General features: G+C 62.6%; 24 protein-coding genes. 15 read left to right on the plus strand and 9 right to left on the minus strand.

Translation table 11 applies throughout. The features are described 5' to 3' along the window. Window positions 1-7: 7 nt before the first annotated feature. Window positions 8-934: a 4-hydroxyproline epimerase gene (locus N436_RS00615; RefSeq protein WP_105945454.1), complete on the minus strand. Its 927-nt coding sequence runs from the start codon at window positions 932-934 to the stop codon at window positions 8-10. A 23-nt stretch (window positions 935-957) separates the two neighbouring features. Next, entirely contained in the window at window positions 958-2,571 is a 1,614-nt protein-coding gene (locus N436_RS00620; RefSeq protein ID WP_110740191.1) for an APC family permease, read from the minus strand. A 377-nt stretch (window positions 2,572-2,948) separates the two neighbouring features. Between N436_RS00620 and N436_RS00630 the strand changes: the two genes are divergently transcribed. Further along, a complete protein-coding gene (locus N436_RS00630) occupies window positions 2,949-3,722 on the plus strand; it encodes an AraC family transcriptional regulator (protein WP_110740192.1) in 774 nt (257 codons plus the stop codon). Here the strand turns inward: N436_RS00630 and N436_RS00635 are convergent. Together N436_RS00635 and N436_RS00640 are read right to left on the minus strand one after the other, a co-directional pair. Continuing rightward, on the minus strand, window positions 3,709-4,581 hold the full coding sequence (locus N436_RS00635; RefSeq protein WP_110740193.1) for a DUF6216 family protein: 873 nt from the start codon (window positions 4,579-4,581) through the stop codon (window positions 3,709-3,711). The genes N436_RS00630 and N436_RS00635 overlap by 14 nt on opposite strands. A gap of 156 nt (window positions 4,582-4,737) precedes the next feature. Further along, a complete protein-coding gene (locus N436_RS00640; RefSeq protein WP_110740194.1) occupies window positions 4,738-5,625 on the minus strand; it encodes a LysR family transcriptional regulator in 888 nt (295 codons plus the stop codon). A 141-nt stretch (window positions 5,626-5,766) separates the two neighbouring features. Between N436_RS00640 and moaB the strand changes: the two genes are divergently transcribed. After that, complete coding sequence (gene moaB / locus N436_RS00645; RefSeq protein WP_105945450.1) at window positions 5,767-6,306, plus strand: molybdenum cofactor biosynthesis protein B; 540 nt, start codon at window positions 5,767-5,769, stop codon at window positions 6,304-6,306. Window positions 6,307-6,470: 164 nt separating this feature from the next. Here the strand turns inward: moaB and N436_RS00650 are convergent, their stop codons facing one another. Next, window positions 6,471-7,370: a bestrophin family protein gene (locus N436_RS00650; RefSeq protein WP_105945449.1), complete on the minus strand. Its 900-nt coding sequence runs from the start codon at window positions 7,368-7,370 to the stop codon at window positions 6,471-6,473. A gap of 20 nt (window positions 7,371-7,390) precedes the next feature. After that, a complete protein-coding gene (gene moaA, locus N436_RS00655; RefSeq protein ID WP_110740195.1) occupies window positions 7,391-8,395 on the minus strand; it encodes a GTP 3',8-cyclase MoaA in 1,005 nt (334 codons plus the stop codon). Between the two features lie 234 nt (window positions 8,396-8,629). Here moaA and N436_RS00660 point away from each other — a divergent pair, with 234 nt between their 5' ends. Beyond that, entirely contained in the window at window positions 8,630-10,960 is a 2,331-nt protein-coding gene (locus tag N436_RS00660) for an FdhF/YdeP family oxidoreductase (protein ID WP_105945447.1), read from the plus strand. Window positions 10,961-11,077: 117 nt separating this feature from the next. On the opposite strand, the gene N436_RS00665 is transcribed toward N436_RS00660, so the two are convergent. Beyond that, entirely contained in the window at window positions 11,078-11,539 is a 462-nt protein-coding gene (locus tag N436_RS00665; RefSeq protein ID WP_016498365.1) for an Lrp/AsnC family transcriptional regulator, read from the minus strand. A gap of 91 nt (window positions 11,540-11,630) precedes the next feature. On the opposite strand from N436_RS00665, the gene N436_RS00670 reads away from it, so the two are divergent. Then, window positions 11,631-12,812 carry a PLP-dependent aspartate aminotransferase family protein gene (locus N436_RS00670; RefSeq protein ID WP_110740196.1) on the plus strand — a complete coding sequence of 394 codons (1,182 nt, stop codon included), beginning with the start codon at window positions 11,631-11,633 and terminating at the stop codon, window positions 12,810-12,812. 125 nt (window positions 12,813-12,937) lie between these two features. On the opposite strand, the gene N436_RS00675 is transcribed toward N436_RS00670, so the two are convergent. Next, window positions 12,938-13,174: a YdcH family protein gene (locus N436_RS00675; RefSeq protein ID WP_016711950.1), complete on the minus strand. Its 237-nt coding sequence runs from the start codon at window positions 13,172-13,174 to the stop codon at window positions 12,938-12,940. Between the two features lie 252 nt (window positions 13,175-13,426). Here N436_RS00675 and N436_RS00680 point away from each other — a divergent pair, with 252 nt between their 5' ends. The 4 genes from N436_RS00680 (at window position 13,427) to N436_RS00695 (ending at window position 17,524) form a co-directional block, all read left to right on the plus strand. Then, window positions 13,427-15,064, plus strand: coding sequence for a phosphoethanolamine transferase (locus N436_RS00680; RefSeq protein WP_110740197.1), 1,638 nt, complete (start codon window positions 13,427-13,429; stop codon window positions 15,062-15,064). Window positions 15,065-15,165: 101 nt separating this feature from the next. Next, on the plus strand, window positions 15,166-16,299 hold the full coding sequence (gene rnd / locus N436_RS00685; protein WP_060498659.1) for a ribonuclease D: 1,134 nt from the start codon (window positions 15,166-15,168) through the stop codon (window positions 16,297-16,299). Then, the gene (locus tag N436_RS00690; RefSeq protein WP_016711947.1) at window positions 16,296-16,589 is read left to right on the plus strand and encodes a YcgL domain-containing protein; all 294 of its coding nucleotides are present in this window, start codon (window positions 16,296-16,298) and stop codon (window positions 16,587-16,589) included. Before rnd ends, N436_RS00690 begins: the two co-directional genes overlap by 4 nt. 2 nt (window positions 16,590-16,591) lie before the next feature. Continuing rightward, window positions 16,592-17,524: a D-2-hydroxyacid dehydrogenase gene (locus N436_RS00695; RefSeq protein ID WP_105945444.1), complete on the plus strand. Its 933-nt coding sequence runs from the start codon at window positions 16,592-16,594 to the stop codon at window positions 17,522-17,524. Window positions 17,525-17,654: 130 nt separating this feature from the next. On the opposite strand, the gene N436_RS00700 is transcribed toward N436_RS00695, so the two are convergent. After that, a complete protein-coding gene (locus tag N436_RS00700) occupies window positions 17,655-18,248 on the minus strand; it encodes a nitroreductase family protein (RefSeq protein WP_016711945.1) in 594 nt (197 codons plus the stop codon). A gap of 143 nt (window positions 18,249-18,391) precedes the next feature. On the opposite strand from N436_RS00700, the gene N436_RS00705 reads away from it, so the two are divergent. The 7 genes from N436_RS00705 (at window position 18,392) to N436_RS00740 (ending at window position 26,649) form a co-directional block, all read left to right on the plus strand. Next, a complete protein-coding gene (locus N436_RS00705; RefSeq protein WP_105945443.1) occupies window positions 18,392-18,841 on the plus strand; it encodes a YcgN family cysteine cluster protein in 450 nt (149 codons plus the stop codon). A 41-nt stretch (window positions 18,842-18,882) separates the two neighbouring features. Continuing rightward, entirely contained in the window at window positions 18,883-20,091 is a 1,209-nt protein-coding gene (locus N436_RS00710; RefSeq protein WP_105945442.1) for a hypothetical protein, read from the plus strand. Between the two features lie 189 nt (window positions 20,092-20,280). Further along, complete coding sequence (gene gabP, locus N436_RS00715) at window positions 20,281-21,678, plus strand: GABA permease (RefSeq protein WP_105945441.1); 1,398 nt, start codon at window positions 20,281-20,283, stop codon at window positions 21,676-21,678. 394 nt (window positions 21,679-22,072) lie between these two features. Next, the gene (locus N436_RS00725) at window positions 22,073-22,789 is read left to right on the plus strand and encodes a GntR family transcriptional regulator (protein WP_105945439.1); all 717 of its coding nucleotides are present in this window, start codon (window positions 22,073-22,075) and stop codon (window positions 22,787-22,789) included. 61 nt (window positions 22,790-22,850) lie between these two features. Beyond that, a complete protein-coding gene (locus N436_RS00730; protein WP_105945438.1) occupies window positions 22,851-24,170 on the plus strand; it encodes an FAD-binding oxidoreductase in 1,320 nt (439 codons plus the stop codon). A 183-nt stretch (window positions 24,171-24,353) separates the two neighbouring features. Then, window positions 24,354-25,682, plus strand: coding sequence for an MFS transporter (locus N436_RS00735; protein ID WP_105945437.1), 1,329 nt, complete (start codon window positions 24,354-24,356; stop codon window positions 25,680-25,682). 73 nt (window positions 25,683-25,755) lie between these two features. Continuing rightward, window positions 25,756-26,649, plus strand: coding sequence for a dihydrodipicolinate synthase family protein (locus N436_RS00740; protein ID WP_105945436.1), 894 nt, complete (start codon window positions 25,756-25,758; stop codon window positions 26,647-26,649). Window positions 26,650-26,662: the final 13 nt, after the last annotated feature.

Here is a 26,662-nt window from a genome sequence, read left to right on the forward strand (position 1 = left end):
GCCGGGGTCAGATGCCCCAGGCGAACGGGTCTTGTTCGTCGATCAGCAGGGTGCTGTCGGCGGTCATGTAGGCGCGGCCGGTGATGAACGGGCGAATGTGTTCGCCGTCGCGCTCGTAGCGGCCGTGGAACTGGCTGCCGGTGATGCTGGCCTGCACCCAGGTCTGGCCTTCGGCAAGCTTGCCGTCGGCGGCCAGGCAGGCCAGCTTGGCGCTGGTGCCGGTGCCGCAGGGCGAACGGTCGTAGGCCTTGCCTGGGCACATCACGAAGTTGCGGCTGTCGGCGTTGGCGTCGTTGGCGAACAACTCGACGTGGTCGATGGGGGCGCCGTTTTCACCGGTGATACCCTGGGCTTCGAGGGCCTTGAGCATGGCCCAGGTGTACTCGGTGAGCGCTTCCCGGTTGCCCAGCTCGATGCGCTGGCCGTGTTCGGAAACCAGGAAGAACCAGTTGCCGCCCCAGGCAATGTCGCCGTGCACGACGCCGTGCCCGGGCACATCCACCGCCACCTGCTGGCGGTAGCGGTAAGAGGGCACGTTGCCGACGGTGATGGCCCCGTCGTCATGCAGGGTGGCGCTGACCTGGCCGACCGGGGTGTCGATCTTGTGCACGCCGGGCGCGATCAGGCCCAGGTGCTGCAACGAGGCGACCAGGCCGATGGTGCCGTGGCCGCACATGTTCAGATAGCCGGCGTTGTTGAAGAAAATCACCCCGCAGGTGGCGTCGGCCGACACCGGTGGGCAGTACAGCGCGCCCACCAGCACATCGTTGCCGCGTGGCTCCAGCAGGCAGGCACGGCGCCAGTGGTCGTGCAGCTCGCGCAGTTCGTCGCGCTGTTCGGCCATGCTGCGGCCATGCAGTTGCGGGAAGCCCTTCATCACCAGGCGGGTCGGTTCGCCGCCAGTGTGGGAGTCGATGACGTGAATCTGTTTCATGGGCTTGTCCCTTGCGTAAAAGATCAGGAGGCGACGGCGGCAGGGCGGCCGGCATAGGTGTCAGCGGTGGTTTCGCTTTCGTCCTCGCCTTCCAGGCGCACCAGGTGTGCAGGCACGCCAGTGGCCGCTCCCCAGTAGTAGATGCCCAGGGCACAAGCCGCCACGGCTACGGTGTCGAGCGGGTGGCCGATGACCCCCAGGCCGCCGAAGCTGCCCAGCCACGACAGCAGGATGGTTACCGCGTAGAAGCCGATCAGCCATGCCGACGAGCGCACTTGCTGGGCCAGCGACAGGTGCTGGGTGGGCACGAAGCGACCGCACAGCAGGTACAGCACGAACATCACGATTTGCAGGGCCAGTAGCCACGACACGGTATTCCAGCCGGACCAGTACACGATCAGCGCGGCGATGATGAACGACAGCGGCCCGAGCACGCCCATGCCCTTGACCCGGAACGGGCGCGGCATGTCTGGCGCATTGCGGCGCAGGGCGGCGACGGTGACCGGGGCCACGGCGTAGCTCAGTACCAGGGCAGCGGATACCACGTTGATCAGTGCTTCCCACGACGGGAAGGGCAGGGTCCAGAACACCGACAGGCCAAACGTCAGCCACAGGGCCGGGCGCGGGATGCCGGACTCTGCATCTATGCGGGTGAAGTACTTGAAGAAGGTGCCGGTCTGCGCCCAGCCATAGATCACACGCGGGGTGGCGTTCATGTAGATGTTGCCGCAGCCGCTGGGCGAGATTACCGCGTCGGCCACCACCAGGTAGGCCAGCCAACCCACACCCAGGGCAAGGGCGATGTCACGGTAGGGCAGGGCCAGTTCCTTGGTGACCGCAGCCCAGCCGTTGGTGAGCATTTCGGTCGGTACGCTGCCGAGGAAGGCCAGTTGCAGCAGGGCGTAGATGGCGGTGGACAGCAGCACCGAAAGAATCAGCGCAATCGGGATGGTGCGCTGCGGGTTCTTCACTTCGCTGGCCACCGAAATGATCGGTGTCAGGCCCAGGTAGGCGAAGATGATGCCGCCCGCCGACACGGCCATTTCCACCCCGGACAGGCCGAACGGGGCGAAACCGTGGACCTCGAAGTTTTCTGGCTTGAAGAAGGTGAACAGCACGCCAATTACCAGCAGCGGCACGATGAACTTGAACACGCTGACCAGGTTGTTGGCCTTGGCGAAGGTTTTCACGCTGCGGTAATTGAGGAAGAAGAACAGCCCCAACAGCGCGAACTGCACAAGCCAGCCAAGCACGGTCGGGTCGCTTGAACCGTTTTCGGTCAGCCCGGGAAACCAAGCGGCGGCGTACTGGCGCGAGGCGACCACTTCGATGGCGATCAGGCTGGAAAAGGCGATCAGGGTGATGAAACCCATCAGGTAGCCCAGCAGCGGGCCGTGTGAGTAAACCGGGTAGCGCACCACGCCACCGGCGCGGGGCAGGGCGGCGCCCAGTTCGCAGTAGACGATGCCCAGCAGCAGTACGGCGAACCCGCCGAGGAACCAGGACAGGATGCCGGCCGGGCCGGCGATGGCCGAGACGTGGCTGGCGGCGAACAGCCAGCCGGAGCCGAAGATGGCCCCCAGGCCGATGAAGGTGAGGTCCAGCAATGACAACTGTTTCTTGAATTTGCCTGACATGGGTTCGCCTTTTTGTTGGTTATTGGATAGGCAGGTCTGATGTCACGAGATGCGGCTTTTTGGGCCGCGCTCTTGTAGGACTTGGGCGGCTTGCGTGGGGCATAGAGTGAACCGGTCGGGGCGGCGGTTCTTGATGGTTTTCTGCAAGGGGGATGACGAAATCGGCACAGTTGCAAAAAATGCTGGCGGCGAGGGTGGGGTGCTGGATAGGCTGTAGGCCTTAGCGAATAAGGGCTGTAGAGATGTGTTGGTAATGCTGGCCTCTTCGCGGGCATGCCCGCTCCCACAGGTACAGCGCACGATTCGGTATGTGTAGAGGACCTGTGGGAGCGGGCGAGCCCGCGAAGAGGCCGGCACAGCCAGCAGAGAACCGACAGATGACAGACAATCCCCTGGCAACGCTTTACCAATCTCTGGACCAGCACCGCCCCGCCACCCTCGAAGCCCTGCTGGCCGGTGTATCGCTGCTATTGCCCATCCTCGACGCCATCCCCAACGCCGCCATCTTCATCAAGGACCCGGCCGCCCGCTACGTGCTGGCCAACCACACCCTGGTCCAGCGCTGTGGCCTCAAGCGCTTGCAGCCGTTGCTGGGCAAGACCAGTGCCGAAGTGTTCCCGGCGCAGCTGGGCCCCGGCTACACCGAGCAGGACCGCCGCGTACTCAAGGAAGGCCTGGTGCTGGAAGACCAGCTGGAGCTGCACCTGTACGGCAGCCGCGAGCCCGGCTGGTGCCTGACCCACAAGCGCCCGCTGTACAACCAGACGGGCGAGATCATCGGCCTGGTGGGCATTTCGGTCGACCTGCAATCAGCCGCCGACACTCACCCGGCCTACCAGCGCCTGGCCGCAGTGGACGAGCACATCCGCCAGCACTTTCACCAGCCGATCAGCATGGGCGAGCTGACCCGAATCGCCGGCATTTCCGTGGCTCAGCTGGAGCGCTACTGCAAGCGGGTATTTCACCTCACGCCCCGACAGATGATCCACAAGGCGCGCCTGGAGCACGCCCACCGCCTGCTGCATTCGGACCTGCCGATCACCGACGTGGCGATGCGCTGCGGCTACACCGACCACAGCGCCTTCAGCCGCCAGTTCAAGCAACTGACCGGCTTTACACCGAGGCAGTACCGCCAGGCTACGGCGCTGTAGGCGCAGTGGTCGCAGGCGTCGCGATATTGGCCTGCCAGCGGTTATAGACCTTTTGCGCGCGTTCCATGCGTGACAGTTTCAGCACAACCAGCACCAGTCCGAGCATGAGGATCGCGGACAACCCCGCCAGAATGCCACGTTGCCCCTTTACCCCGTTTTCTACTTGTGCGCCGTAGTCGGATGCCAGGAAGAACGAGCAGATCGTGTCGAGTTTCTCTTCCGGCATGTACCGGGTGAAGGGCGCGAGGCTTTCTGAAGAGCGGCATTGGTCGAGCGTCAGTTTTTCATCCGGAAACCACATTTCAAACTTGATGTCCTGCGGTGACAGATAGAAAAAGGGGGAGTCCGGGTCATTTTTGAGCGATACCATCAAGTATTCCGACTGGCTCGCCATGGGTAGAGGGGCCATCATCATGCCAAGTACGGCCAGCAAGGCAATGAACCCCTTGAAACGCCGCGGGGAGAACCGCGCTGTAGCGAACTTGGGGGCGCTGAAGTCAGTCCAGTCGATGTAGGCGCGGTTGCGGCTCAGGTCGCCGGGCGCAAAGCCGTTGTCGACGATCCAGCGGTGCGCCTGGCTGGCCTCGTCCAGGTTATTGGCCGGGATGTTGAACTCATAACGGAAGAATTCGATCTCCCGCAGTTCCTTGCGCAGGGTATTCAACTGCGAGTGGCTGTCGAACTCGGTGGTGCCTCCAAAGCTGCGCCAAATGAGGTCTCGAAGAAAATACAGCGAGCCGGCCCGGTTGTAGATGAACCATAACTCCATCCCCAACAGTATCGCCACACCGATACCGCCCAATGGGGCGAGCGTTTCTATGCTCCAGAATGAGGAGGCCAGGTTGGTGGAAGTCGTCATGTCAGCTCCTTGAGCGAAGTAAGCGGGCCTTGTGTCTGCATCAGGCCGGCGGGTCCGATAAGGTGACGATAATAAAAGTGCTCAAGCTGACATGTCGTTAGTGAAACTTCCGAGTTGATTGTGGGAAATTTCCTTATTGTTCGCGAAGCATGAACTTCAAGCGTTGGCAAACAAGCCGCGCGCCTCGGCAAAACACTGCTCGGCAATGGCTGAGCGCGGCTCGCTGCGGCGCAGCAACAGGCCGACCGGGCTGTGGATGGCTGCGTCGGCCACCGGCAGAATGCGCAGGTGCTCGCTGAGGTCTTCGAGGCCGCAGTCCAACGGCATGATCGCGCAGCACATGCCGGTGTTGATGGCCTGGATCAGCTGGAAGGTCGAGTCGCTTTCCAGTACCGCATGCGGTTCCAGGCCACGGCTGCGGAAGCTCAGGTCCAGCGACTGTCGGTAGTGCATACCCTTGCTCAACAGGCCCAGCGGTATGTCGCTGAGCGCGTCCCAGCGCAGGGTGTCGCTGTCAAACTGGAAGTGCCGGGTGTCGTGCAGCAGGCCCATGGTGGTGGTGCCCAGCTCCAGTACTTCGAAGAAGCTGGTGTTGACCTGGTCCAGGTAGCAGATACCCAGGTCGAGCTGGTTGCGGCTCAGTCCGTCGATGACTTGCTCCGAGCTCAGCGAGCTGAGCTGGAAGTGCAGTTCGGGGTATTTTTCGCGCAGCGGCAGCAGCAGGTGCATGGGGTTGAAGCTGGCCAGCGGCACTGTGCCCAGCCGCAGGCTGCCGACCACCTGGCCCCGGCAACTGGCGGCCTCGGCCTGCAGGCCGTCGTGGGCGGCGAGCAGGGTGCGGGCCCAGGCCAGAATACGCTCGCCGGCCTCGGTGAAACCTTCGAAGCGCTGGCCGCGCTTGACCAGCACTAGGTCCAGCTCGTCCTCCAGGTTGCGCAGGCGCATGGACAGCGTCGGCTGAGTGATATGGCACAGCGCCGCCGCCTGGCCGAAGTGGCGCGTCTGGTCGAGGGCGATAAGGAACTTGAGCTGCTTGATGTCCATGAAAGTGCCTGGCGTATGGTTGTGCAGACCATAACCCACGTCTGCGATAGATGTCATTGATCGGCCGGTAAGCCATAACGATTGGACGCCCCCGAGCCACGCCTCTAGCGTGGTGACAATGCCATTCAAGGAGCTTTTACCGTGCGCGTCCAACCCGATGCGGTCTTCGTACCGCTCAACATCGCCGTGCTGACCGTCAGCGACACCCGTACCTACGACAACGATACCTCCGGCGAGCTGCTGGCCAGCCGTTCGGTGGAGGTCGGCCACCGGCTGGTGGCGCGGGAGTTGCTCAAGGACGACCTGTACAAGATCCGCGCCCAGGTCGCCACCTGGATTGCCGACGAGCAGGTGCAGGTGGTGCTGATAACCGGCGGTACCGGATTTACCGGGCGTGACAGCACACCGGAGGCGGTCGAGTGCCTGCTGGACAAGCGCATCGATGGCTTTGGCGAGCTGTTCCGGGCGCTGTCGATTCTGGATATCGGCAGTTCTACCGTGCAGAGCCGAGCGCTGGCCGGGTTGTCCAACCGCACGTTGGTGTGCTGCTTGCCGGGTTCCACCGGCGCCTGCCGTACGGCGTGGGAAGGAATTCTGGCGGAGCAGCTGGATGCCCGGCACCGGCCGTGCAATTTCGTTAAACACCTGTTGCCGATCGAGGCTTGTGCCAGCCGGGGGTGATTAGAAGCTCGCAGGCCGGCGCGGTCAATGTGGGAGCGGCCTTGCGTCGCGAAAGGGCCGCAAAGCGGCCCCGGCAATCTTTGCATCATGGTTGAGATCCTGGGGCTGCTACCGCAGCCCTTTCGCGACGCAAGGCCGCTCCCACATCCACCGTGCATGCTGCCTCAGCTCAACACATACCCCACCGGCAACAACGCTGGCGGCAACTGCGTCTCCCCCAGCCCCGCGAGCACATCCCGCTCCACCGTCCGCACCATGGCATCGGTCGGCAGGTCGTTCTCATCCCGCCCGAACGGGTCCTCCAGCTCGTTGCCAATCGCATCCAGCCCGAAGAACGTGTACCCCACGATGGTGGTGAACAGCGGTGCCAGCCAGCCCAGCGGCTCGGCCAGGGCAAACGGCAGCAGCAGGCAGAAGATGTAGATGGTGCGGTGCAGCAACAGCGTGTAGGGGAAGGGCAAAGGTGTGAACTTGATCCGCTCACAGGTGGCCTGCACCTCGGTCAGGCCTACCAGCCGCTGTTCCAGCAGGCTGTAGCGCCAATCGCTGATGTGCTGTTGTTCCGCCAGCCGCGAGCAATGCTGGCCAATGTCGCGCAGGATGCCGTCGCACACGTTATGCGGGCTGATCGCCTCCGGCCGGGCCAGCCAGGGCCGGGCGGCCGCCAGGTCGTCCTCGTTACGCAGGCGGGCATTCAGCGCGTGGGCATAGCCACACAGGCTGCGCAGCAGCTCTGCGCGCAGCGCCTCGTCAGCAATCACCACGCTTTCGCGCACGAACGAGCGGGTTTCGATAATCAGCTTGCCCCAGGCCTTACGGCCCTCCCACCAGCGGTCGTAGCAGGCGTTGTTGCGAAAGCTCATGAAAATCGACAGCGACAGGCCCAGCAAGGTAAACGGCGTGGCACTGACCGGGTAGAAAAACGCGGGGAAATGGCGCTCGACCAGCACGATCAGCGCGGCCAGCAGGGTCACCATCAGGCAGCGCAGGGCGATGCGCTTGACGATCGACCCCTTGAGGGTGAACAGCACACGCAGTACATCGGGGTTTGGGTGGACAATCATGGAAATCCAGAGACGGCCGTTCAGCCGCCGGTCATGTTCATGAAGCGCAGGATCTGCACATCGCCACCCACTTCGAAGTGGTGGCGGTAGGGCTTGAGGTGCAGGGAGTCGCGGATGGCCTTTTCCAGGCGCTCGCGGTTGCCTGGGTGAGCACGCAGCACGTGCTTCAGGTCTACCGAGTGTTCGTTGCCCAGGCACAGCAACAGGCGGCCTTCGACCGTCAGGCGCACGCGGTTGCAGGTGGCGCAAAAGTTGTGGCTGTGCGGCGAGATGAAACCGACCCGGGTGTTGGCGGCTTCGGCCAGGCGCCAGTAGCGGGCAGGGCCCTGTGATGATTCGGTGGACTCCACCAGGGTGAACTGTTCTGCCAGGCGCTCGCGTACTTCGTCGCTGGAGCAGAACGACTCGCCACGTTCGTGTTCACTGATTACCCCCAGCGGCATTTCTTCGATGAAGGTGATGTCCAGCTCGCGATCGATGGCAAAGCGCACCAGGTCGACCAGTTCGTGGTCGTTGCGGCCTTTGAGTACCACACAGTTGAGCTTGATGCGCCTGAAGCCGGCCTGGCGTGCGGCGTCGATACCGGCGATGACCTGGTGCAGGTCGCCGGTACGGGTCAGCTGCTTGAAGCGTTCGGTATCCAGGCTGTCGAGGCTGATGTTCAGGCGCGACAGCCCGGCGTCGAACAGTGGCTGTGCCAGGCGCCCGAGTTGCGAGCCGTTGCTGGTCATGCACAGCTCGCGCAGGCCGGGCAGGGCGGCAATCCGCCTGCACAGCTCGACGATACCCTGGCGTACCAGCGGCTCGCCGCCGGTCAGGCGGATCTTGCGGGTGCCCAGGGCGACGAAGCGCTCGGCCACCTGGAACAGTTCTTCGAGGCTGAGGATCTGCTGGCGCGGCAAAAACTGCATGTCTTCGGCCATGCAGTACACGCAACGGAAGTCACAGCGGTCGGTGACCGACATCCGCAGGTAGTCGATTTTCCGGTTGAAGCCGTCGATCAGGGCCCGGCTGTTCTGTTCCACGTTCGCGCTCGAATGGGGTGGGTTCACTCCAAGCTATAACCTGGCCGCAGGGCCGTCAAATTGCTTTGCCCGACTGGTTGATCGATGGTTTCTATCACGGCTGCAGGCCCGATGCCTCAAAGCTTCCAGCCCATGATCGAAACCGCTTATCACGCCGTAAGATCTTTCGATTGGACGCCCCACCCCCACGCTCAATAGGCTGGAAAAAAGCATCGAAGCGTGAGGATTCATCGCATGAGCCAGGACGAACATATCAGGGACTACAAGGGCGCAGCCGCCGGCTGGGGAGCGCTCAAGAGCGTGACCAAAAGCTGGCTGGGCAGCGAAAATGCCTTCAAGAACCTGCGGGCCATGCTCAAGACCAACCAGAATGGCGGCTTCGACTGCCCCGGCTGTGCCTGGGGTGAGTCGCCGGAAAGCGACATGGTCAAGTTCTGCGAAAACGGCGCCAAGGCGGTCAACTGGGAAGCCACCGGCCGCTCGGTTGACCCGGCGTTCTTCGCCAAATACAGCGTCAGCGCGCTGAAGGACCAGACTGACTACTGGCTCGAATACCAGGGCCGCCTCACGCACCCGATGCGCTACGACGCTGCCACCGACCACTATGTCGAAACCACCTGGCAGGAGGCCTTCGAGCTGGTCGCCAGACACCTGCGTGCACTGCAGTCGCCCGATGAGGCCGAGTTCTACACGTCGGGCCGGGCCAGCAACGAGGCGGCGTTCCTCTACCAGCTGTTCGTGCGCGCTTACGGCACCAACAACTTCCCCGATTGCTCGAACATGTGCCACGAAGCCAGCGGGGCAGGCATGTCGGAAACCCTCGGGGTGGGCAAAGGCACTGTCGTGTTTCACGACCTGGAGCTGGCTGACGCGATCTTCGTCATCGGTCAGAACCCAGGCACCAACCACCCGCGCATGCTCGAGCCGCTGCGTGAGGCGGTCAAGCGCGGGGCTCAGGTGGTGTGCTTCAACCCGCTGAAAGAGCGTGGCCTGGAGCGCTTCCAGCACCCGCAGCACCCGTTCGAAATGCTCAGCAACGGCTCCGAGCCGACGTCCAGCGCCTACTTCCGCCCGGCCTTGGGCGGCGACATGGCGGCCATGCGTGGCATTGCCAAATTCCTGTTGCAGTGGGAGCGCGAAGCCCAGGCCAACGGTGAGCCGGCGGTGTTCGACCATGCCTTCATTGCCGAACACACCAGCGGCGTCGATGACTATTTGGCGGCAGTGGACGCCACCTCGTGGGAGCACATCGTCAAGCAGTCCGGTTTGACCCTGGCCGAGATCGAACTGGCGGCACGCATGTACCGCAAGGCAGAACGGGTGATCATGTGCTGGGCCATGGGCGTCACCCAGCACCGCCATTCGGTGCCTACCGTGCAGGAAATCGTCAACCTGCAACTGCTGCGCGGCAACGTCGGCAAACCCGGCGCTGGCCTGTCGCCGGTACGTGGCCACAGCAACGTGCAGGGCGACCGCACCATGGGCATCGACGAAAAGCCCAGGCCGGCGCTGCTCGATGCCATCGAAAAACGCTTCCAGTTCCGTGTGCCGCGTGCCCATGGGCACAACGCGGTGCTGGCGATCAAGGCCATGGAAGAGGGGCGGGCCAAGGTGTTCGTCGCCCTGGGCGGCAACTTTGCCCAAGCCACCCCGGACACCCCGCGCACCCACGCGGCGCTGCAGAACTGCGCGTTGACCGTGCAGATTTCCACCAAACTCAACCGCTCGCACCTGGTCACTGGCCGCGATGCGTTGATCCTGCCCTGCCTGGGCCGGACCGAAATCGACCTGCAGGCCGAAGGGCCGCAAGGCGTGACCGTGGAAGACACCTTCAGCATGGTGCACATCTCCAACGGCCAGTTGCGCCCGCGCTCACCGCACATGCGCTCGGAGCCGTGGATCATCGCTGGCATGGCCAAGGCCACGCTGGGCAACCAGCCGATCGACTGGGAATATGCGGTGGCCGACTACAACCGCATTCGTGACATGATTGCCGACGTGATCCCTGGTTTCACCGGCTTCAACGAACGCCTGCACAGCCCGGGCGGTTTCCACCTGGGCAACAATGCAGCCGATCGCAACTTCCGCACGGCCACGGGCAAGGCCCGGTTCATGCCCCACGCGCTGCCGGAGGAGTTGATCAACGCCAAAGTGCTGGCGCGGGGTGACAAGCCCGACCTGATCCTGCAGACCCTGCGCTCGCACGACCAGTACAACACCACGCTGTATGGCCTGGACGACCGCTACCGCGGCGTGTTCGGCCTGCGTGAAGTGGTGTTCGTGAACGAGGCCGATATTCGCCGCCTGGGCTTCGAGCCGGGTGAGCATGTGGACCTGGTGTCGCTGTGGGAGGATGGCGTAGAGCGGCGGGTGTCGGGGTTCCGCCTGGTGGCGTATGACGTGCCTGAAGGGCAGGCGGCGGCGTATTACCCGGAGACCAATCCGCTGGTGCCTCTGGAGAGTTATGGCGTGGGGACCTATACGCCGACGTCGAAGTTTGTGGCGATCAAGGTCGAGAAAGCCAAGGCGGGGAACCGGATTGCGGCAGTGCTTGCTTCGGATTGATGGGTTGCCTGTACCGGCCTCTTCGCGGGTGAACCCGCTCCCACAGGGACGCCACAGCTCTTGAGTTTGTGGTGATCCTGTGGGAGCGGGCTTGCCCGCGAAGAATCCAACGCCGATTCAGGATCGATGCACCGGGTACGCCGTGGTGTACTTCATCTGCTCCATGGCAAAACTGGACGTAATGTTCGATAGCCCATCGGTACGGGTAATCAGCTTTTTGTAGAACCGGTCATACGCCGCAATATCCCCCACCACTACCCGCAGCATGTAATCCCAGTCGCCGGACATGCGGTAGAACTCCATCACTTCCTCGAACCCGGTCACGGTCGCGGCAAACTGCTCAAGCCAGGCGCTGTCGTGGCGCTGGGTCTTGAGCTGGACGAACACCGTTAGCCCCAAGCCCAACCGCTCTGGGTCGAGCAGGGCGACGCGGCCAAGAATGTAGCCTTCTTCCTCCAGGCGCTTCACCCGCTTCCAGCACGGCGTGGTGGACAGGTTGACGGCCTCGGCCAAGTCCTTGAGCGATATCGAGGCATCGCGCTGAAGCAGGGTAAGAATGTGCTGGTCGAAACTGTCCATATCGCGCGCGGGCCGTTAAGAAAATTTTTCACAGATTACCCCAAGGCCAGAACATTTGGGTTGTGCGATAGTTGCAGCCTTAACTCTGCCAATGGGCCTGACCATGTCCGACAAGCCGCGCAATTTCGCCACCCGCACCATTCACGCTGGCGAGCAGTTCAGCGTCGCTGAAAACGCCATTTTCCCGGCCATCGTCACCGCCAGCTCGTTCACCAAACGCAGCCTGGACGACAAACCGGAATACTCCTACAGCCGCGTTGGCAACCCCACCCGGCATGCCTACGAAACCTGTGTCGCCGCGCTGGAAGAGGGCGTGGGCGCGGTTGCCTGTGCCTCGGGCGTGAACGCCACGGCGACGGTGCTGGAGCTGCTGCCCAAGGATGCCCATGTCGTGGTGATGAACGGCGTGTACGGCGGCACTTTCCGTATCCTGGAAGACTACCGCAGCCGCACCTCGGGCCTGACCACCACCTATGTCGACCTCAACGACCTGGAGGCCGTGGCCGCCGCCATCAAGCCCCAAACCCAGCTGATCTGGATCGAATCGCCGACCAACCCGCTGCTGCACCTGGTCGACATCAAGGCCGTGTGCGACCTGGCCAAGGCCCGCGGCATCCTCACCTGCATCGACAATACCTTCTGCTCGCCGTGGAACCAGCGCCCGATCACCTTGGGCGTGGACCTGGTGATGCACTCGGCCAGCAAGTACATCGGTGGCCACTCCGACCTCACCGGTGGTGTGGTGGTGGCGGCCAACGATGCACTGCTGGCGCGCCTTCGCCGCATCAGCATGGCAATTGGCGCGGTGCAGGGGCCGTTCGACTGCTACCTGGCCCTGCGTGGCCTGAAAACCCTGGATGTGCGCATGGAGCGCCAGTGTGCCAATGCCCTGCAGGTGGCGCGCTTCCTCGAAAACCACCCGCAGATCGAGCAGGTGTATTACCCGGGGCTGAAAAGCCACCCGCAACACGAATTGTGCAAACGCCAGATGCGCAGTGGCGGGGCGGTGGTGGCCATGAAGGTCAAGGGCGACCGCGCCGCGCTCAACCGCCTGGTGGAGGCGCTGCAGATCTTTGTGCTGGCCGACTCGCTGGGTGGGGTGGAGAGCATGATCAACCACTCGTGGACCATGTCGCACTGCTCGCTGAGCCCGGAGCAGAAAGGGGTGATGGGGATCAGCGAGAACCTGCTGCGGTTGTCGATGGGGATCGAGGATTATCGTGATCTGATCGAGGATCTGGATGGCGCGCTCAAGGCTCTGGTTGCCGTGTAAGGGCTGCTGGCCCTATCGCCGGCAAGCCAGCTCCCACAGGTGCAGCACAGGTTCGAAATCTGTGGAGACCCTGTGGGAGCTGGCTTGCCGGCGATAGGGCCGGTAAATTCAAAGAAGATATTCAGTCAGGATTTCGGCGGATGAATAATCCGTTCGATCTTGTCCTTGATCAGCAACCGTTCCTTGCGCAGGCGGTTGACGGTGTCGTCGTTGGTGCCGTTGCCTTCGGCGGCAACCACCTCCTTGTCCTTGGCGTTGTATTCCTTGTGCAGTGAGTGCAGCGTCTGGTCCTTGTCAATGAGCGCCTGGAATGCATCAGCGGTAACGTGCAGGTCAGCGAGCAGATCATGCGGAACTGGCATTTCTTCACCTCTGTCAGGGTTGTCGGTAAGGTCCTGACCTCTGAGGATAGCCGCCTTTGCGCAGGCCGGTGATGTCGGCCAGCCTGAATGGCAGCTGAATGAAGCACAGATAATCACTGAAAGACGCGCCCTCACGAAATTGTTACCAACTTTTTCACAAAAAATTGATGACGCGCTTTCTAGAGTTCGCCCAACTTTCCCACGGTGCCACCCGGCCTGGGGGTTGATAATCACTCTTGATTGCGAACGCTAATGCTCAACTTCAAATCCCTGCGGACTGAATGGGTCACGCTGCTGGCCAGCCTTTACCTGCTGATTGGCTTGAATATGTTCCTTTGGGGGCACTTGCAAGAGGTGGTGCCTGCCGGCCTGTCCGGGCTGTGGCTGAGCCTGGCGTTTGCCGTGCTGATGTTGTTCGCTTTCAATCTCATCCTCACGTTGTTTGCCTTCCGATATGTATTGAAGCCGGTACTTATCGTGTTGTTCATGAGTGGCGCGGGTGTGGCTTACTTCATGAATCAATACGGCGTACTTATTGATGCGGGTATGTTCCGCAATATTGCAGAAACCAACGTAGCCGAAGTGCGCGACCTGCTTTCGCTGAAGTTTGCCTTGTACATCCTGGGGCTGGGCGTGCTGCCTTCGGTGCTGCTGTGGAAGGCGCCCATTGCCTACCGTGCCTGGCACCGTGAGTTGCTGGGCAAGCTGGTGGTCAGTGGTGCCTGCGTGGTGGCACTGGGTTCGGTGGCGCTGGTCAACTACCAAGGCTTGTCGTCGCTGTTTCGCAACCACCACGAATTGCGCCTGATGCTGACCCCCAGCAATATCGTCGGTGCCTCCATTGGCTATGTCAGCGAACGCGTTGGTACGGCATCGCGTCCTTTCCAGCACTATGGCGAAGATGCCAAGCGTGATGCCGCCTGGCAGAAGCATGAACGCAAGTCGTTGACCGTGCTGGTGGTGGGTGAAAGTGCGCGGGCCGACCACTTTGGCGTGTTGGGCTATGACCGCGATACCACTCCGAACCTGGCCAAGGAGCAGGGCCTGGTGGCGTTTTCCGATGTGCATTCGTGCGGTACGGAAACGGCTGTCTCGGTGCCGTGCATGTTCTCGGGTATGACCCGCAAGGAATACGATGCCCGCGTGGCCAAGAACCGCGAAGGGCTGCTGGATATCCTCCAGCGTGCCGGCCTGGCCGTGCAGTGGCGCGACAACCAGTCGGGCTGCAAAGGTACCTGCGACCGTGTGCAGTTCATCGATGTCAGCAACCTCAACGACCCGCAGCTGTGTGCCAATGGCGAATGCCATGACCAGATCCTGCTGCAAGGGCTGGACGCGCTGATCGACAACCTCGACAAGGACACCGTGCTGGTGCTGCACCAGATGGGCAGCCACGGCCCGGAATATTTCAAGCGCTACCCAAGTGACAGTGAGCGCTTCACGCCGGTGTGCCAGAGCAACGCGCTGAACCAGTGCAGCGAGCAGGACATCATCAACGGTTACGACAACACCCTGGCCTACACCGACAAAGTGCTGGCGTCGCTGATCGACACCCTGCGCAGCAAACAGGACAAGGTCGACACCGCGATGATCTACCTGTCCGACCATGGCGAGTCGCTGGGTGAGTACAACCTGTTCCTGCACGGCACGCCTTACGCCATCGCCCCGGAGCAGCAGAAGCATGTGCCATTGCTGACCTGGTTCTCCGACAGCTACAAGGAGGACTTCGGCATCGACACCGACTGCCTGGCCAAGCTCAGCGATGCGCCGCTGTCGCAGGACAACCTGTTCCACTCCATGCTCGGCCTGTTGCAGGTGCGCACCGAGGTGTATCAGCAGTCGCTGGACATGTTCGCCAGCTGCCGCCCGTGGTTGGCGGCCAAACGCTGACCCACACAACACCACCACTTATCGATATCAAGGATGGCCCGGGTTTCACCAGCAGTGCCCGCGCCGTATATACTGCGCGCCAATGTTAGTGGGAGAGCCTTGTGGCCATCGAAATTCACTGGATCCGTGACGACCAGAGCCTGGCCGAACACTGCCGCGACTGGCACCAACTGCCTTTTGTCGCTGTCGACACCGAATTCATGCGGGTTGACACCTTCTACCCGAAAGCCGGGCTGATCCAGATCGGCGACGGCCAGCGGGCCTACCTGATCGACCCGTTGCTGATCGGTAACTGGCAACCCTTGGCCGACTTGCTCGAAGACAGCGGTGTGGTCAAGGTGCTGCACGCCTGCAGCGAAGACCTCGAAGTGCTGTTGCGCCTGACCGGCAAGCTGCCGCAGCCGCTGTTCGACACCCAGTTGGCAGCCGGCTACCTGAACCTGGGCTTCTCCATGGGCTATTCGCGCCTGGTGCAGGAGGTGCTGGGTATCGAGCTGCCCAAGGGCGAAACCCGCTCCGACTGGCTGCAGCGCCCGCTCTCCGACACGCAGGTCAGCTATGCCGCCGAAGATGCTGTGCACCTGGCCGAGCTGTTCACCGCCTTGCGCCCGCGCCTGAGCGACGACAAGTACGCCTGGGTGCTGGAAGACGGCGCCGAGCTGGTGGCTGCGTTGCGCCGTGAGGTCGAGCCCGAAACCCTGTACCGCGACGTCAAGCTCGCCTGGAAGCTGGCCCCCCAGCAACTGGCGGTGTTGCGAGAGCTGTGCGCCTGGCGCGAGCGTGAAGCCCGTAGCCGCGATGTGCCGCGCAACCGCATCCTCAAGGAGCACTCGCTGTGGCCCATGGCCAAGAGCCAGCCGAACAACCTGTCGGCGCTGGCCAGGATCGACGAGATGCACCCGCGCACCATTCGTCAGGACGGTGAGTTCCTGATCAAGCTGATCCAGCGCGCCGCCAGCCTGCCTGCCGAGCAGTGGCCAGCGCCTTTGCCCGAGCCGCTGCCGATCGAGGCCGCCGGCATCCTCAAGCAGCTGAGAGCCATCGGCCAGGCCGAAGGCGAACGCCTGGGGATCGCCCCCGAGCTGATGCTGCGCAAAAAAGCCCTGGAAGCGCTGCTCAAGAGCGGCTACCCCAATGGCCCTTATCAACTGCCCGATTCGCTGCGCGGCTGGCGCCGTGAGCGTATGGGCCAGGCCCTGCTGGACAGCCTTGCAGGTGCCGGAGAGACCCGATGAAACGCATTTGCTCGATCTACAAGAGCCCCCGCAAGAACGAAATGTACCTGTATGTGCTCAAGGCCGAGGGCCTGGAGCGCGTGCCGGAAGGCCTGCTGCCGTTCTTCGGCACCCCTGTGCATGCCTTCGACCTGGTGCTCACCCCCGAGCGCAAGCTGGCCCGCGAGGACATCGCCAAGGTGCTGGAAAACCTCGACAACCAGGGCTACCACCTGCAGATGCCGCCAGCGGAAGACGAGTACATCGAGCACCTGCCTGAAGAGCTGCTGCGCCGAAACGACCCGGTCTGACCATGCGCGTACTGATTGCTGAGCATGATCATGCTCGTTACGCCGCGCTTTTGCGCGAAGCTGCGCCTGAAGTGGAAGTACTGACCAGCGGTGATTCCGCCGAACTGGCCCGCCAGGCACCACAGTGCAAGGTGTGGCTGGGCCAGCCGGACCTGCTGGCGAGCTTGCTGCGCCAAGGCCACAAGCCGGACTGGATGCAGTCGACCTGGGCGGGTATCACGCCGTTGCTGGCCGATGGCTTGCCGCGTGACTATCGCCTGACCCGTGCGGTAGGCATCTTCGGCCAGGTGATGGCCGAGTACATGCTTACCTACATGCTCGGCCACGAACGCGAGGTGCTGTCGCGCCTGGTCAGCCAGGTGGAGCGGCGCTGGGACGATCGCCCAGGACGTACGCTGGAAGGGCGCAAGGTGCTGATCGTGGGCACCGGCGACATTGGCCAGCGCGTGGCCGAGTTCCTGCAGCCGTTTGGTGTGGTGCTGTACGGGGTCGCCAGCAGTGCCCGGGAGCAGGCACCGTTCGTCGAGGTGGCGGCGCTGGCCGACTTGCCGCGCATGGTTGGCCAGGTCGACTACGTGCTCAACCTGCTGCCGGACACCCCGGCGACCCATGACCTGTATGACGCGGCGCTGTTCAAGTGCTTCCAGCCGAGCACGCTGTTCATCAATGCCGGGCGAGGTGCGGCGGTGGTGGATGCGGACCTGGTCGAGGCGCTGAAGGAAGGGCATCTGGCCGGTGCGGTGATCGATGTGTGCCGCCAGGAACCACTGCCTAAACAGCACCCGTTCTGGACCGCCTGGGGCTTGCTGCTGACCGGACACAGCTCGGCACCCACCTCGCCGGCGGCGATGGTGCGGCTGTTTGTCGAGAATATGCAGGCGTATGAAGCGGGGCAGGGTTTGCGGGGTGAAGTGGACTTTGCCAAGGGCTACTGATTTGTAGTGCCTGCACTGGCCCAATCGCCGGCAAGCCAGCTCCCACAGGTACTGCACAGAATCTGAAAACTGTGGGGTACTTGTGGGAGCTGGCTTGCCGGCGATTGGGCCGGTACAGGCTACACAAGGCTTACAGGCTGAAATCACCCTCGGCAGCCAGCTCGCTCAGCGGCTTGCGCGGGCTCGGTACTTCACGTGCCTGCAACGCCTCATCCAGGCTGGCCTTGTCACCCAGTTTGCCGATCGCCACCATGGCATGCAGCACATAACCTTCAGGAACCTTCAGCTCCTGACGCGCCAGGTCCTGGTCGAAGCCGGCCATGCCATGGGTGTGCCAGCCGCTGATGCTGGCCTGCAGGGCCAGGTGCCCCCAAGCGGAACCGGTGTCGAAGGTATGCCACAGCGCCGGCTTTTCCTCCGTGGCGCCCGGGGCGGCGAAGGTGGTCTTGGAAATGATCAGCACCAGTGCCGAGGCCTGTTGTGCCCAGCTGCGGTTGAACGGCACCAGCAGGTTCAGGTAACGCTCCCAGTTTGGCGTGTCGCGGCGGGCATACAGGAAGCGCCAAGGCTGCGAGTTGTACGCCGACGGAGCCCAACGGGCGGCTTCCAGGAAGCTCAACAGCGTTTCTTCGCTGATCGGCTCGGCGGTGAAAGCACGCGGCGACCAGCGGTTGATGAACTGCTCGTTGATGGCGTAATCGGCAATGCGAGGGTTGGCGCTCATGACAGCTCCTGCAAAAGGACGGGAAACCCGCACGCTACTGCGTCCCGTCGCGACTGACAAGCGGTCTGGCTTTGCGCAAGGTCAGGCTCTAGACTGGCGCCGCCGCGCGCCGTGGCCCAATGATGAATGCAGGAAACCGTGTGATGATCGCTGAAAACGCGCCGTTCTGGCGGCGCAAGACCCTCGAACAACTCAGCCCGCCAGAGTGGGAGTCGCTGTGCGACGGCTGCGGCCTGTGCTGCCTGCAAAAGCTTGAGGACGAGGACGACAACAGCGTCTATTACACGCGCATCGCCTGCAAGCTGCTGGACCTGCACACCTGCCAGTGCAGCGACTACCCCAACCGCTTCGACCACGTGCCGGACTGCATCCAGCTCACTCCGGGCAAGGCCGACCAGTTCAAGTGGCTGCCGAGTACCTGCGGTTACCGCCTGGTCAGCGAGGGCAAGGACTTGCCCGCCTGGCATCACCTGGTCTGCGGCGACCGCCAGCAAGTCCATGAACAGCGCATTTCCCAGTCGGGGCGTATGCTCAGTGAACACGATGTGCACGAAGACGACTGGGAAGACCACCTGATCTTCCGCGCCAGCTGACCGGCGCGGCCCGCTGCCACGGGGAAACAAGGAGTTTCTGTATGCGTTGCCAGCTGTTGCTGTTGTTGGGCCTGATGGCCAGTTCGCCGGCCTGGGCGAAAAAGGTCGACCTCGACTACCAGGTGCGTTTGTTGCCTGCCAGTGGCCAGGCTGAAGTCCGCCTCACATTGGCCGAAGGCAGCGCCGTGCGCAGCCTGGACTTCGACCTGGGCAAGGCCGGGGCCTACAGCGGCTTCCAGGCCGATGGCCAATGGCAACTGCAGGGGCAGCGCGGTGTGTGGCAGCCGGCGGCCGGCAAGACCAGCCTCAGCTACCGCGTGCAGTTGGACCAGAAGCTCGCCAGCGGTGCCTATTCCTCGCGTGTTACTCCGCACTGGGCGTTGTTCCTTGGTGACCAGCTGGTGCCGCCCGCGCGCCTCGACCAGCAGGATGGCACCGAGCTGGTGGCACGCCTGGCGTTCGACCTGCCCGAGGGCTGGAAGAGTATCGAGACCTCCTGGCCGCGCATCGGCAAGGACAAGTTCCGCATCGACAACGTTTCGCGCCTGTTCGACCGCCCCACTGGCTGGATGCTGGCTGGCGATCTTGGCAGCCGCCGTGCTCGCCTGGGTGATACCGAGGTCACCGTGGCTGCGCCGGTGGGGCAGGGTATGCGGCGTATGGACAGCCTGACCCTGCTGACCTTCGTATGGCCGCAGTTGCAGGCGGTGTTCCCGCGCAATCCGCCGAAGCTGCTGCTGGTCGGTGCCCGTGACGGCATGTGGCGTGGGGCAATGGCAGCACAGGGTTCGCTGTACCTGCACAGCGCCCGGCCGATGGTAAGCGAGAATGGCAGCAGCCCGTTGCTGCGCGAAGTGGTGCAGCTGTTTGCACAGATCCATGGGCGTGACGGCAGTGACTGGTTGGTAGAGAGCCTGACCGACTATTACGCCAGCGAGTTGCTGCGCCGCTCGGGCGGGGTGAGCGATGACCGTTACCAGGCCTGGCAGGCACGCCTGAGCAAACAGGGCGCCAAGGTCACCCGGCTCAAGGGTGAACGCGCCAGCCCTGCCCAGGTGGCGCGCGGGGTGATGCTGTTGCAGGCACTGGACAAGGAAATCCGTATTCATACCCAGGCCAAGCGTTCCTTGGACGATGTGGTACGCGGGCTGATGCGCCTGCCCAGCGTGAGCACCGAAGACTTCGTGCAAATCAGCGAGAACGTGCTGGGGCGCAAGTCCGAGGTGTTGCAAAGCAAGGCGTTGCGCTAGGCCGCGATAGCTCTATCTTGCCTGTTTAAACGTGTTCGATGTCATCTATGGTCAAGTCCGTGGCGGATTCAGGCAACTTGACCAACCCCTCGCTGGCGTACCGTGACCGGGCGCGAAGCTCATCCACGCTGGGTTTCGATCCAGGAGCTTCACGTCCCCCCCACAAAGAAAACAAAAGCAGGGATCAGGATGACAATGACAAGCGCGAGTGGCGCCGGCAATCAGCTGGCGCAAGGCTTCAAGCAACGCCATGTGACCATGCTCTCCATCGCCGGGGTGATCGGTGCCGGGTTGTTCATCGGCTCCGGGCACGCCATCGCGGCAGCCGGCCCCTCGGCCATCGTCGCCTATGCACTGGCCGGTGCGCTGGTGGTGCTGGTGATGCGCATGCTCGGGGAAATGGCCGTTGCCAGCCCCGATACCGGTTCGTTCTCCACCTATGCCGACCGCGCCATTGGCCGCTGGGCCGGCTTTACCATCGGTTGGCTGTACTGGTGGTTCTGGGTGCTGGTAATTCCTATTGAAGCCATTGCCGCTGGCGTGGTCCTCAACAACTGGTTCCCGCACATCGATGCCTGGTTCTTCGCCCTGAGCATGACCGTGCTGCTGACCGCCACCAACCTGTTCAGCGTGGCCAAGTACGGCGAGTTCGAGTTCTGGTTCGCCATGCTCAAGGTCATTGCCATCGTTGCCTTCATTGCCCTCGGTGCTGCGGCCCTGGCCGGCGTGTTGCCGGGCCGTGAAGTCAGTGGCCTGCCACTGTTGCTGGAGCAGCAGGGCGGCTTCATGCCCAATGGCTGGACGGCAATCATCGGCGCCTTGCTGACCACCATGTTCAGCTACCTGGGTACCGAAGCGGTGACCATTGCCGCCTCCGAATCGAAAGACCCGGCGCGCAACATCGCCAAGGCCACGCGCTCGGTCATCTGGCGTATCAGTGTGTTCTACCTGCTGTCGATTTTCGTGATCATCTCGGTGGTGGCATGGAACGACCCGCTGCTGCCGGTGCAAGGCTCGTATCAGCGGGCCCTGGAAATCATGAACATCCCGTATGCCAAGCAACTGGTGGACATCGTCGTGCTGGTGGCGGTGGCCAGCTGCCTGAACTCGTCGATCTACATTTCCTCGCGCATGCTCTACTCGTTGAGCAAGCGCGGTGATGCACCGGGCTTCATCCAGCGCACCTCGAAAGTGGGCGTGCCGCGCGCGGCGGTCATCGGCAGCACGTTGATCGGCATGCTGGCGACCATCGTCAACTACTTCGCCCCGGCCGAGGTGTTTGCCTTCCTGCTGGCCAGCTCCGGGTCGATTGCCCTGCTGGTGTACCTGGCGATTGCCTTCTCGCAACTGCGCATGCGGGCCATCCTGCAGAAGCAGAACGTCGAGATCGCCTTCCGTATGTGGTTGTACCCGTGGCTGACCTATGCGGTGATCGGCTTCATCATCTTTGCCTTGGGTACCATGTTCGTCATGCCCAAGCACCGTATGGAAGTGTCGCTGACCTTGGCATTGGCACTGGTGATCCTGGTGTTGGGCGTGATTACCAGCAAGCGGCATGCGCGGCGGGAGGCGCTGGCAACTGCTTGATCAGATTTGTGTGAATGAAAAAGGAAGCCACCTGCCTGCAGGTGGCTTTTTGATTTGTGCTGCTGGCCCTATCGCCGGCAAGCCAGCTCCCACAGGTACTGCACAGGCCCAGAGTGCTGTGGGGTCCCTGTGGGAGCTGGCTTGCCGGCGATAGGGCCCGAGCAGGCGGTGAAATATAGGGAGCTTGTCTTGTTTGGTGAATTTCCTGTCTGGTTTGGCAATGCAGCCTCAAGGGTGTTTAATTCCACCCCTGTAACCCGCTAGAACCCTTTAAAACAGGGGCCTAAACAGATTTCACCGTTCATCGAAAATGCTGTAGACACATTGTCTAACAGTGCCCTATAGTCGTTATACAAATAGTAGACATAGCTCTATGACAACAAAGAAGGCCGCCATGAAAGCCACCGTCCAACCACTCGCCGCAGAAGTGCCGCAGGACCGCAAAGCCGTCCTGGCCGAAGCGCTGCGCCGCCGGATCCTCAGCATGGAACTGGCCCCGGGCGCAGTGGTGGACGAACTGGCCCTGTGCGACGAATTTGGCCTGTCGCGCCCCCCGGTCCGTGAACTGCTGCGCCAGATCGCCGCCGAAGGTTACATCGAGCTGGAAGCCAACCGCGCACCACGCGTTGCCGCCATGAACCACGAGTCGCTGCACAGCTTCTACGTTGCCGCACCGCTCATCTACGTGGCCACCACCCAGTTGGCCGCCACCTACGCCAGCGCTGAAGAAATCGAAGTGCTCAAAGGCATCCAGGCCCAGTTCCGCCAGGCCATTGAAGAGCGCGACGTGGAAAACCGCGTGCTCTACAACGACGCCTTCCACCTGGAAATCGGCAAGATGGCGCACAACGACTACCTGTTGCCTAGCCTGCGCCGCCTGCTGATCGACCACACCCGCCTGGGCAAGATCTTCTACCGCCACCCGACCACCGACGACATGCAGCGCGACCTCGAAATCGCCTGCGAACAGCACGATCAGATGATCCAGGCCATCGAGCGCCGCGACCCGCAAACCGCCGGTCAGCTGGTGCGCGAGCACTTCGAGCTGTCGCGCCGCCGCATGGCCGAGTACGCCGCACCGCAAGGGCTGGATGTGCCGATTCAGATATGAGTTACACAGGTCAGCCCGCTGGCGCTGACCACCCGTCGACAACAAGAACCAGGTTAGTGACATGACAAGAATAAGTTCGTTACCTGCCGATGATGCCACCTGTGGTTGGTATCACCTGAGCAAGCCCCGCACGCCAAGGCCGGCCCACACAGGCCACAGCCAGGCACGCTGGGTGGTGGTCGGCGCCGGCTTTACCGGCCTGGCTGCCGCGCGGCAGTTGGCAACGAACTTTCCGCATGACGAGATCGTGCTGGTCGAAGCCCAGGAGGTCGGCTTTGGTACCTCCGGGCGCAATGCCGGCTTTGCCATCGACCTGCCGCACGACATCGGTGCCGAGGACTACATCGGCGACATCGACATCGCCAAGACCGTCCTCAAGCTCAACCTGGGTGGCCAGCAGTACCTCAAGGACCTGATCGAGCGCTACGACATCGAGTGCCAGTTTCGCCATTGCGGCAAATACCAGGCTGCCATCGAAGACCGCGGCATCGCCGTGCTGGATGCCTACCGCCGGGGCCTGGACAAGCTTGGCCAGCCGTACGAAGTGATCGAAGGCCGCGACCTGCCCGATCACATCGGCACCCATTTCTACCGCAAGGGCCTGTTCACCCCAGGCACGGCCTTGCTGCAACCCTCGGCGTTGGTCAAAGGCCTGGCCGACAGCTTGCCAAGTAACGTTTCGCTGTACGAGCGCACACCCATTACCGACGTCGAGTACGGCGACAAGGTGGTGTTGCGCCACGCCAACGGCTCGATCACGGCCGACAAGCTGGTGCTCACCACCAACGCCTTCGGCATGAGCTTCGGTTTCCTCAAGGGCCGTATGCTGCCCGTGTTCACCTACGGCAGCATCACCCGCCCGCTGACTGAAGAAGAGCAGGCGCGCCTGGGCGGCAAACCCTACTGGGGCGTCATCCCTGCCGACCCGTTCGGCACTACCATGCGCCGCACCGTCGACAACCGCCTGCTGATCCGCAACAGCTTCAGCTACAACCCCGACGGCCGCAGTAACCGCAAATACCTGGAGCGCTTTGTCGAGCGCCACCGCGATTCGTTCGCCCGGCGCTTCCCGATGTTGCCTGGTGTGAACTTCGAATATACCTGGGGCGGTGCACTGGCACTGTCACGCAATCACATGGGCTTCTTCGGCAAGTTGGCACCCAATGTGGTGGGTGCACTGTGTTGTAACGGCCTGGGTGTAACCCGTGGCACCGTCACCGGCAAGTTGCTGGCCGACTGGCTGGCCGGCGACAAGAACGAACTGATCGAATTCTTGCTCAATGCCCCCGGGCCTTGTGCAAACCCGCCGCAGCCCCTGGTTTCCCTGGGCTTGAACGCCAACCTGATGTGGGGGCAGTTCCGCGCTGGCAAAGAGAGCTGATCGTTACCTGAGTTAGGCCATAGAACATTTTTCGTCGGCGTAAGTTGGCCGGCACGGGCGCGGCTTGCCCGAATTTGATGATCGAGATGCGTTGTCCGGTCACCCGGGGCTGAGTGTGGTTTTCAGTTTCGCGGACGCGCTCGCCTTGAAAATGTGCATGTAGCAGACGTGGTAGGAACAACAATGACAAGTCCGAATGTTTCGATTGAAGATGTACCGATCAACAACTTTCACCAGTTGCTGACCTTGCGTTCCGGTGGTGGTTCGTTCGTCGATGGCTATGTACTGAGCATCATCGGTGTGGCCATGGTGCAGATGTCCGCAGGCCTGGGCCTCACCAGCTTCTGGCAGGGCATGATTGCCGCCTCGGCGTTGATCGGCATTTTCTTCGGCGGCTTCTTCGGCGGTTGGCTGACTGACCGCTTTGGCCGCAAGCGCGTGTTCTTCGTTGGCCCGACCCTGTTCATCCTGGCCTCGGTCGCGCAGTTCTGGGTCGAATCGGCGCTGGCGTTGTTCCTGCTGCGGTTCGCCATCGGTATCGCCGTGGGCATCGAATACCCGGTTGCCACCTCGCTGTTGGTGGAGTTCTTGCCCAAGAAAAACCGCGGCCCGCGCCTGGCCACCTTGACGGTGTTGTGGTTCGCCGGTGCCGCCACCGCCTATCTGGCCGGTGAGGCCATCCTGCGCCACGGTGGCGACGATGCCTGGCGCCTGGTGCTGGCCAGTGCGGCGGTCATCGGTGCATTGCTGTTCGCCATTCGCCTGGGTACCCCGGAGTCGCCACGCTGGCTGATCAGCAAAGGCCGCTCGGCCGAGGCCGAGCAGGTGATCAAGCGCGTCTATGGCAACGGCTTCTCGCTGAAGAACCTGCCGGAAGAGCCCAAGACCCGCAAGCTGTCGTTCCTCAGCCTGCTGCACTCGGGCTACGGCAAGCGCATGTTGTTCGTCACTATGTTCTGGACCTGCTCGGTGATCCCGGTGTTTGCCGTGTATGCGTTCGCCCCGAAAGTGCTGGGCGCGCTGAACCTGAAAGGTGACTGGGCCTCGATCGGCTCCATCGCCATCACCTTCCTGTTCGTGGTCGGCTGCATCGTCGGCACCCGCCTGCTCAACACCCTCGGCCGACGCACCACACTGCTGCACAGCTTCTTCTGGTCGGGGCTGGCGCTGTTGGGCCTGGGCGCCTTCAGCAATGGCAACGAGATGCTCATCCTGGTGCTGTTCGGGGCCTACGCTTTGTTTATCGGTGGCGCCCAGGTGCTGCAGCTGGTGTACCCCAACGAACTGTTCCCTACCGAAATCCGCGCTGGCGCTGTAGGCGTCGGCACCTCCATGTCGCGGGTCGGTGCCGCCGTCGGCACCTGGCTGGTGCCCATCGCCCTCGACAGCTATGGCATCGGCGCCACCATGTATGCCGCCGCCGCCGTGACCTTTGTCGGCCTGGCCTTCTCGGTTGCCCTGGCCCCGGAAACCCGTTCGCTGAACCTGCAACAAGCGGCTTCGCTTGGCTGAACCCTTACAACCTGCCGCCGCGTCGTTGCGCGGTGGTCTTTACAACACTGAGCAACGCACTGGAGAACCTACCGTGAAATTCGAAGGCATCTACACCCCGGCAATCACTCCGCTGGCTGCGGACGGCTCGATCGACAAGGCAGCGTTTGCCGAGGTCCTCGAATACCTGGTCGAGTCGAAAATCCACGGCGTCATCATTGGTGGCTCCACCGGCGAGTACTACGCCCACACCACCCAGGAGCGCATCGAGCTGGCCGCCCAGGCCAAGGACGTGCTCAACGGCCGCCTGCCGCTGATCGTCGGCACCGGTGGCATCCGCACCGAAGACGCCGTGGCTTTCGCCCAGCACGCCAAGGAAATCAAGGCCGACGCACTGCTGGTGGGCACCCCGCCATACGCGCTGCCAACCCAGCAGGAAATCGCCCTGCACGTCAAAGCGGTCGACGCCGCTGCCGGCCTGCCGATCATGCTCTACAACTACCCAGGCCGCATGAGCGTCAGCATGGGCGAAGAATTCTTCGATGCTGTTGCCGATGTGAAAAACATCGTCGCCATCAAGGAAAGCTCCGGCGACATGGCCCAGCTGCACCGCCTGGCCATCCATCGCCCGAACATCCAGCTGTCGTGCGGCTGGGACGACCAGGCCCTGGAATTCTTCGCCTGGGGCGCCAAGAGCTGGGTCTGCGCCGGCTCCAACTTCATCCCGCGCGAGCACGTGGCCCTGTACGAGGCCTGCGTGATCGAGAAGAACTTCGACAAGGGCCGCAAGATCATGGCCGCCATGATGCCACTGATGGACTTCCTCGAAGGTGGCAAGTTCGTCCAGGCCATCAAGAACGGCGTGGCCCTGAACGGCCTGAAGACCGGCGGCGTGCGCAAGCCGCTGTACGACCTGGATGACGCCGAGAAAGCAGAACTCAAGCGCGTGGTCACCGAACTCAAGGCCACCATCGCCCAGATCAAATAAGGAGGCTGGAAAA

The organism is Pseudomonas sp. RV120224-01b (genome assembly GCF_003208145.1).
In the GTDB taxonomy this organism is placed as follows: domain Bacteria; phylum Pseudomonadota; class Gammaproteobacteria; order Pseudomonadales; family Pseudomonadaceae; genus Aquipseudomonas; species Aquipseudomonas monteilii.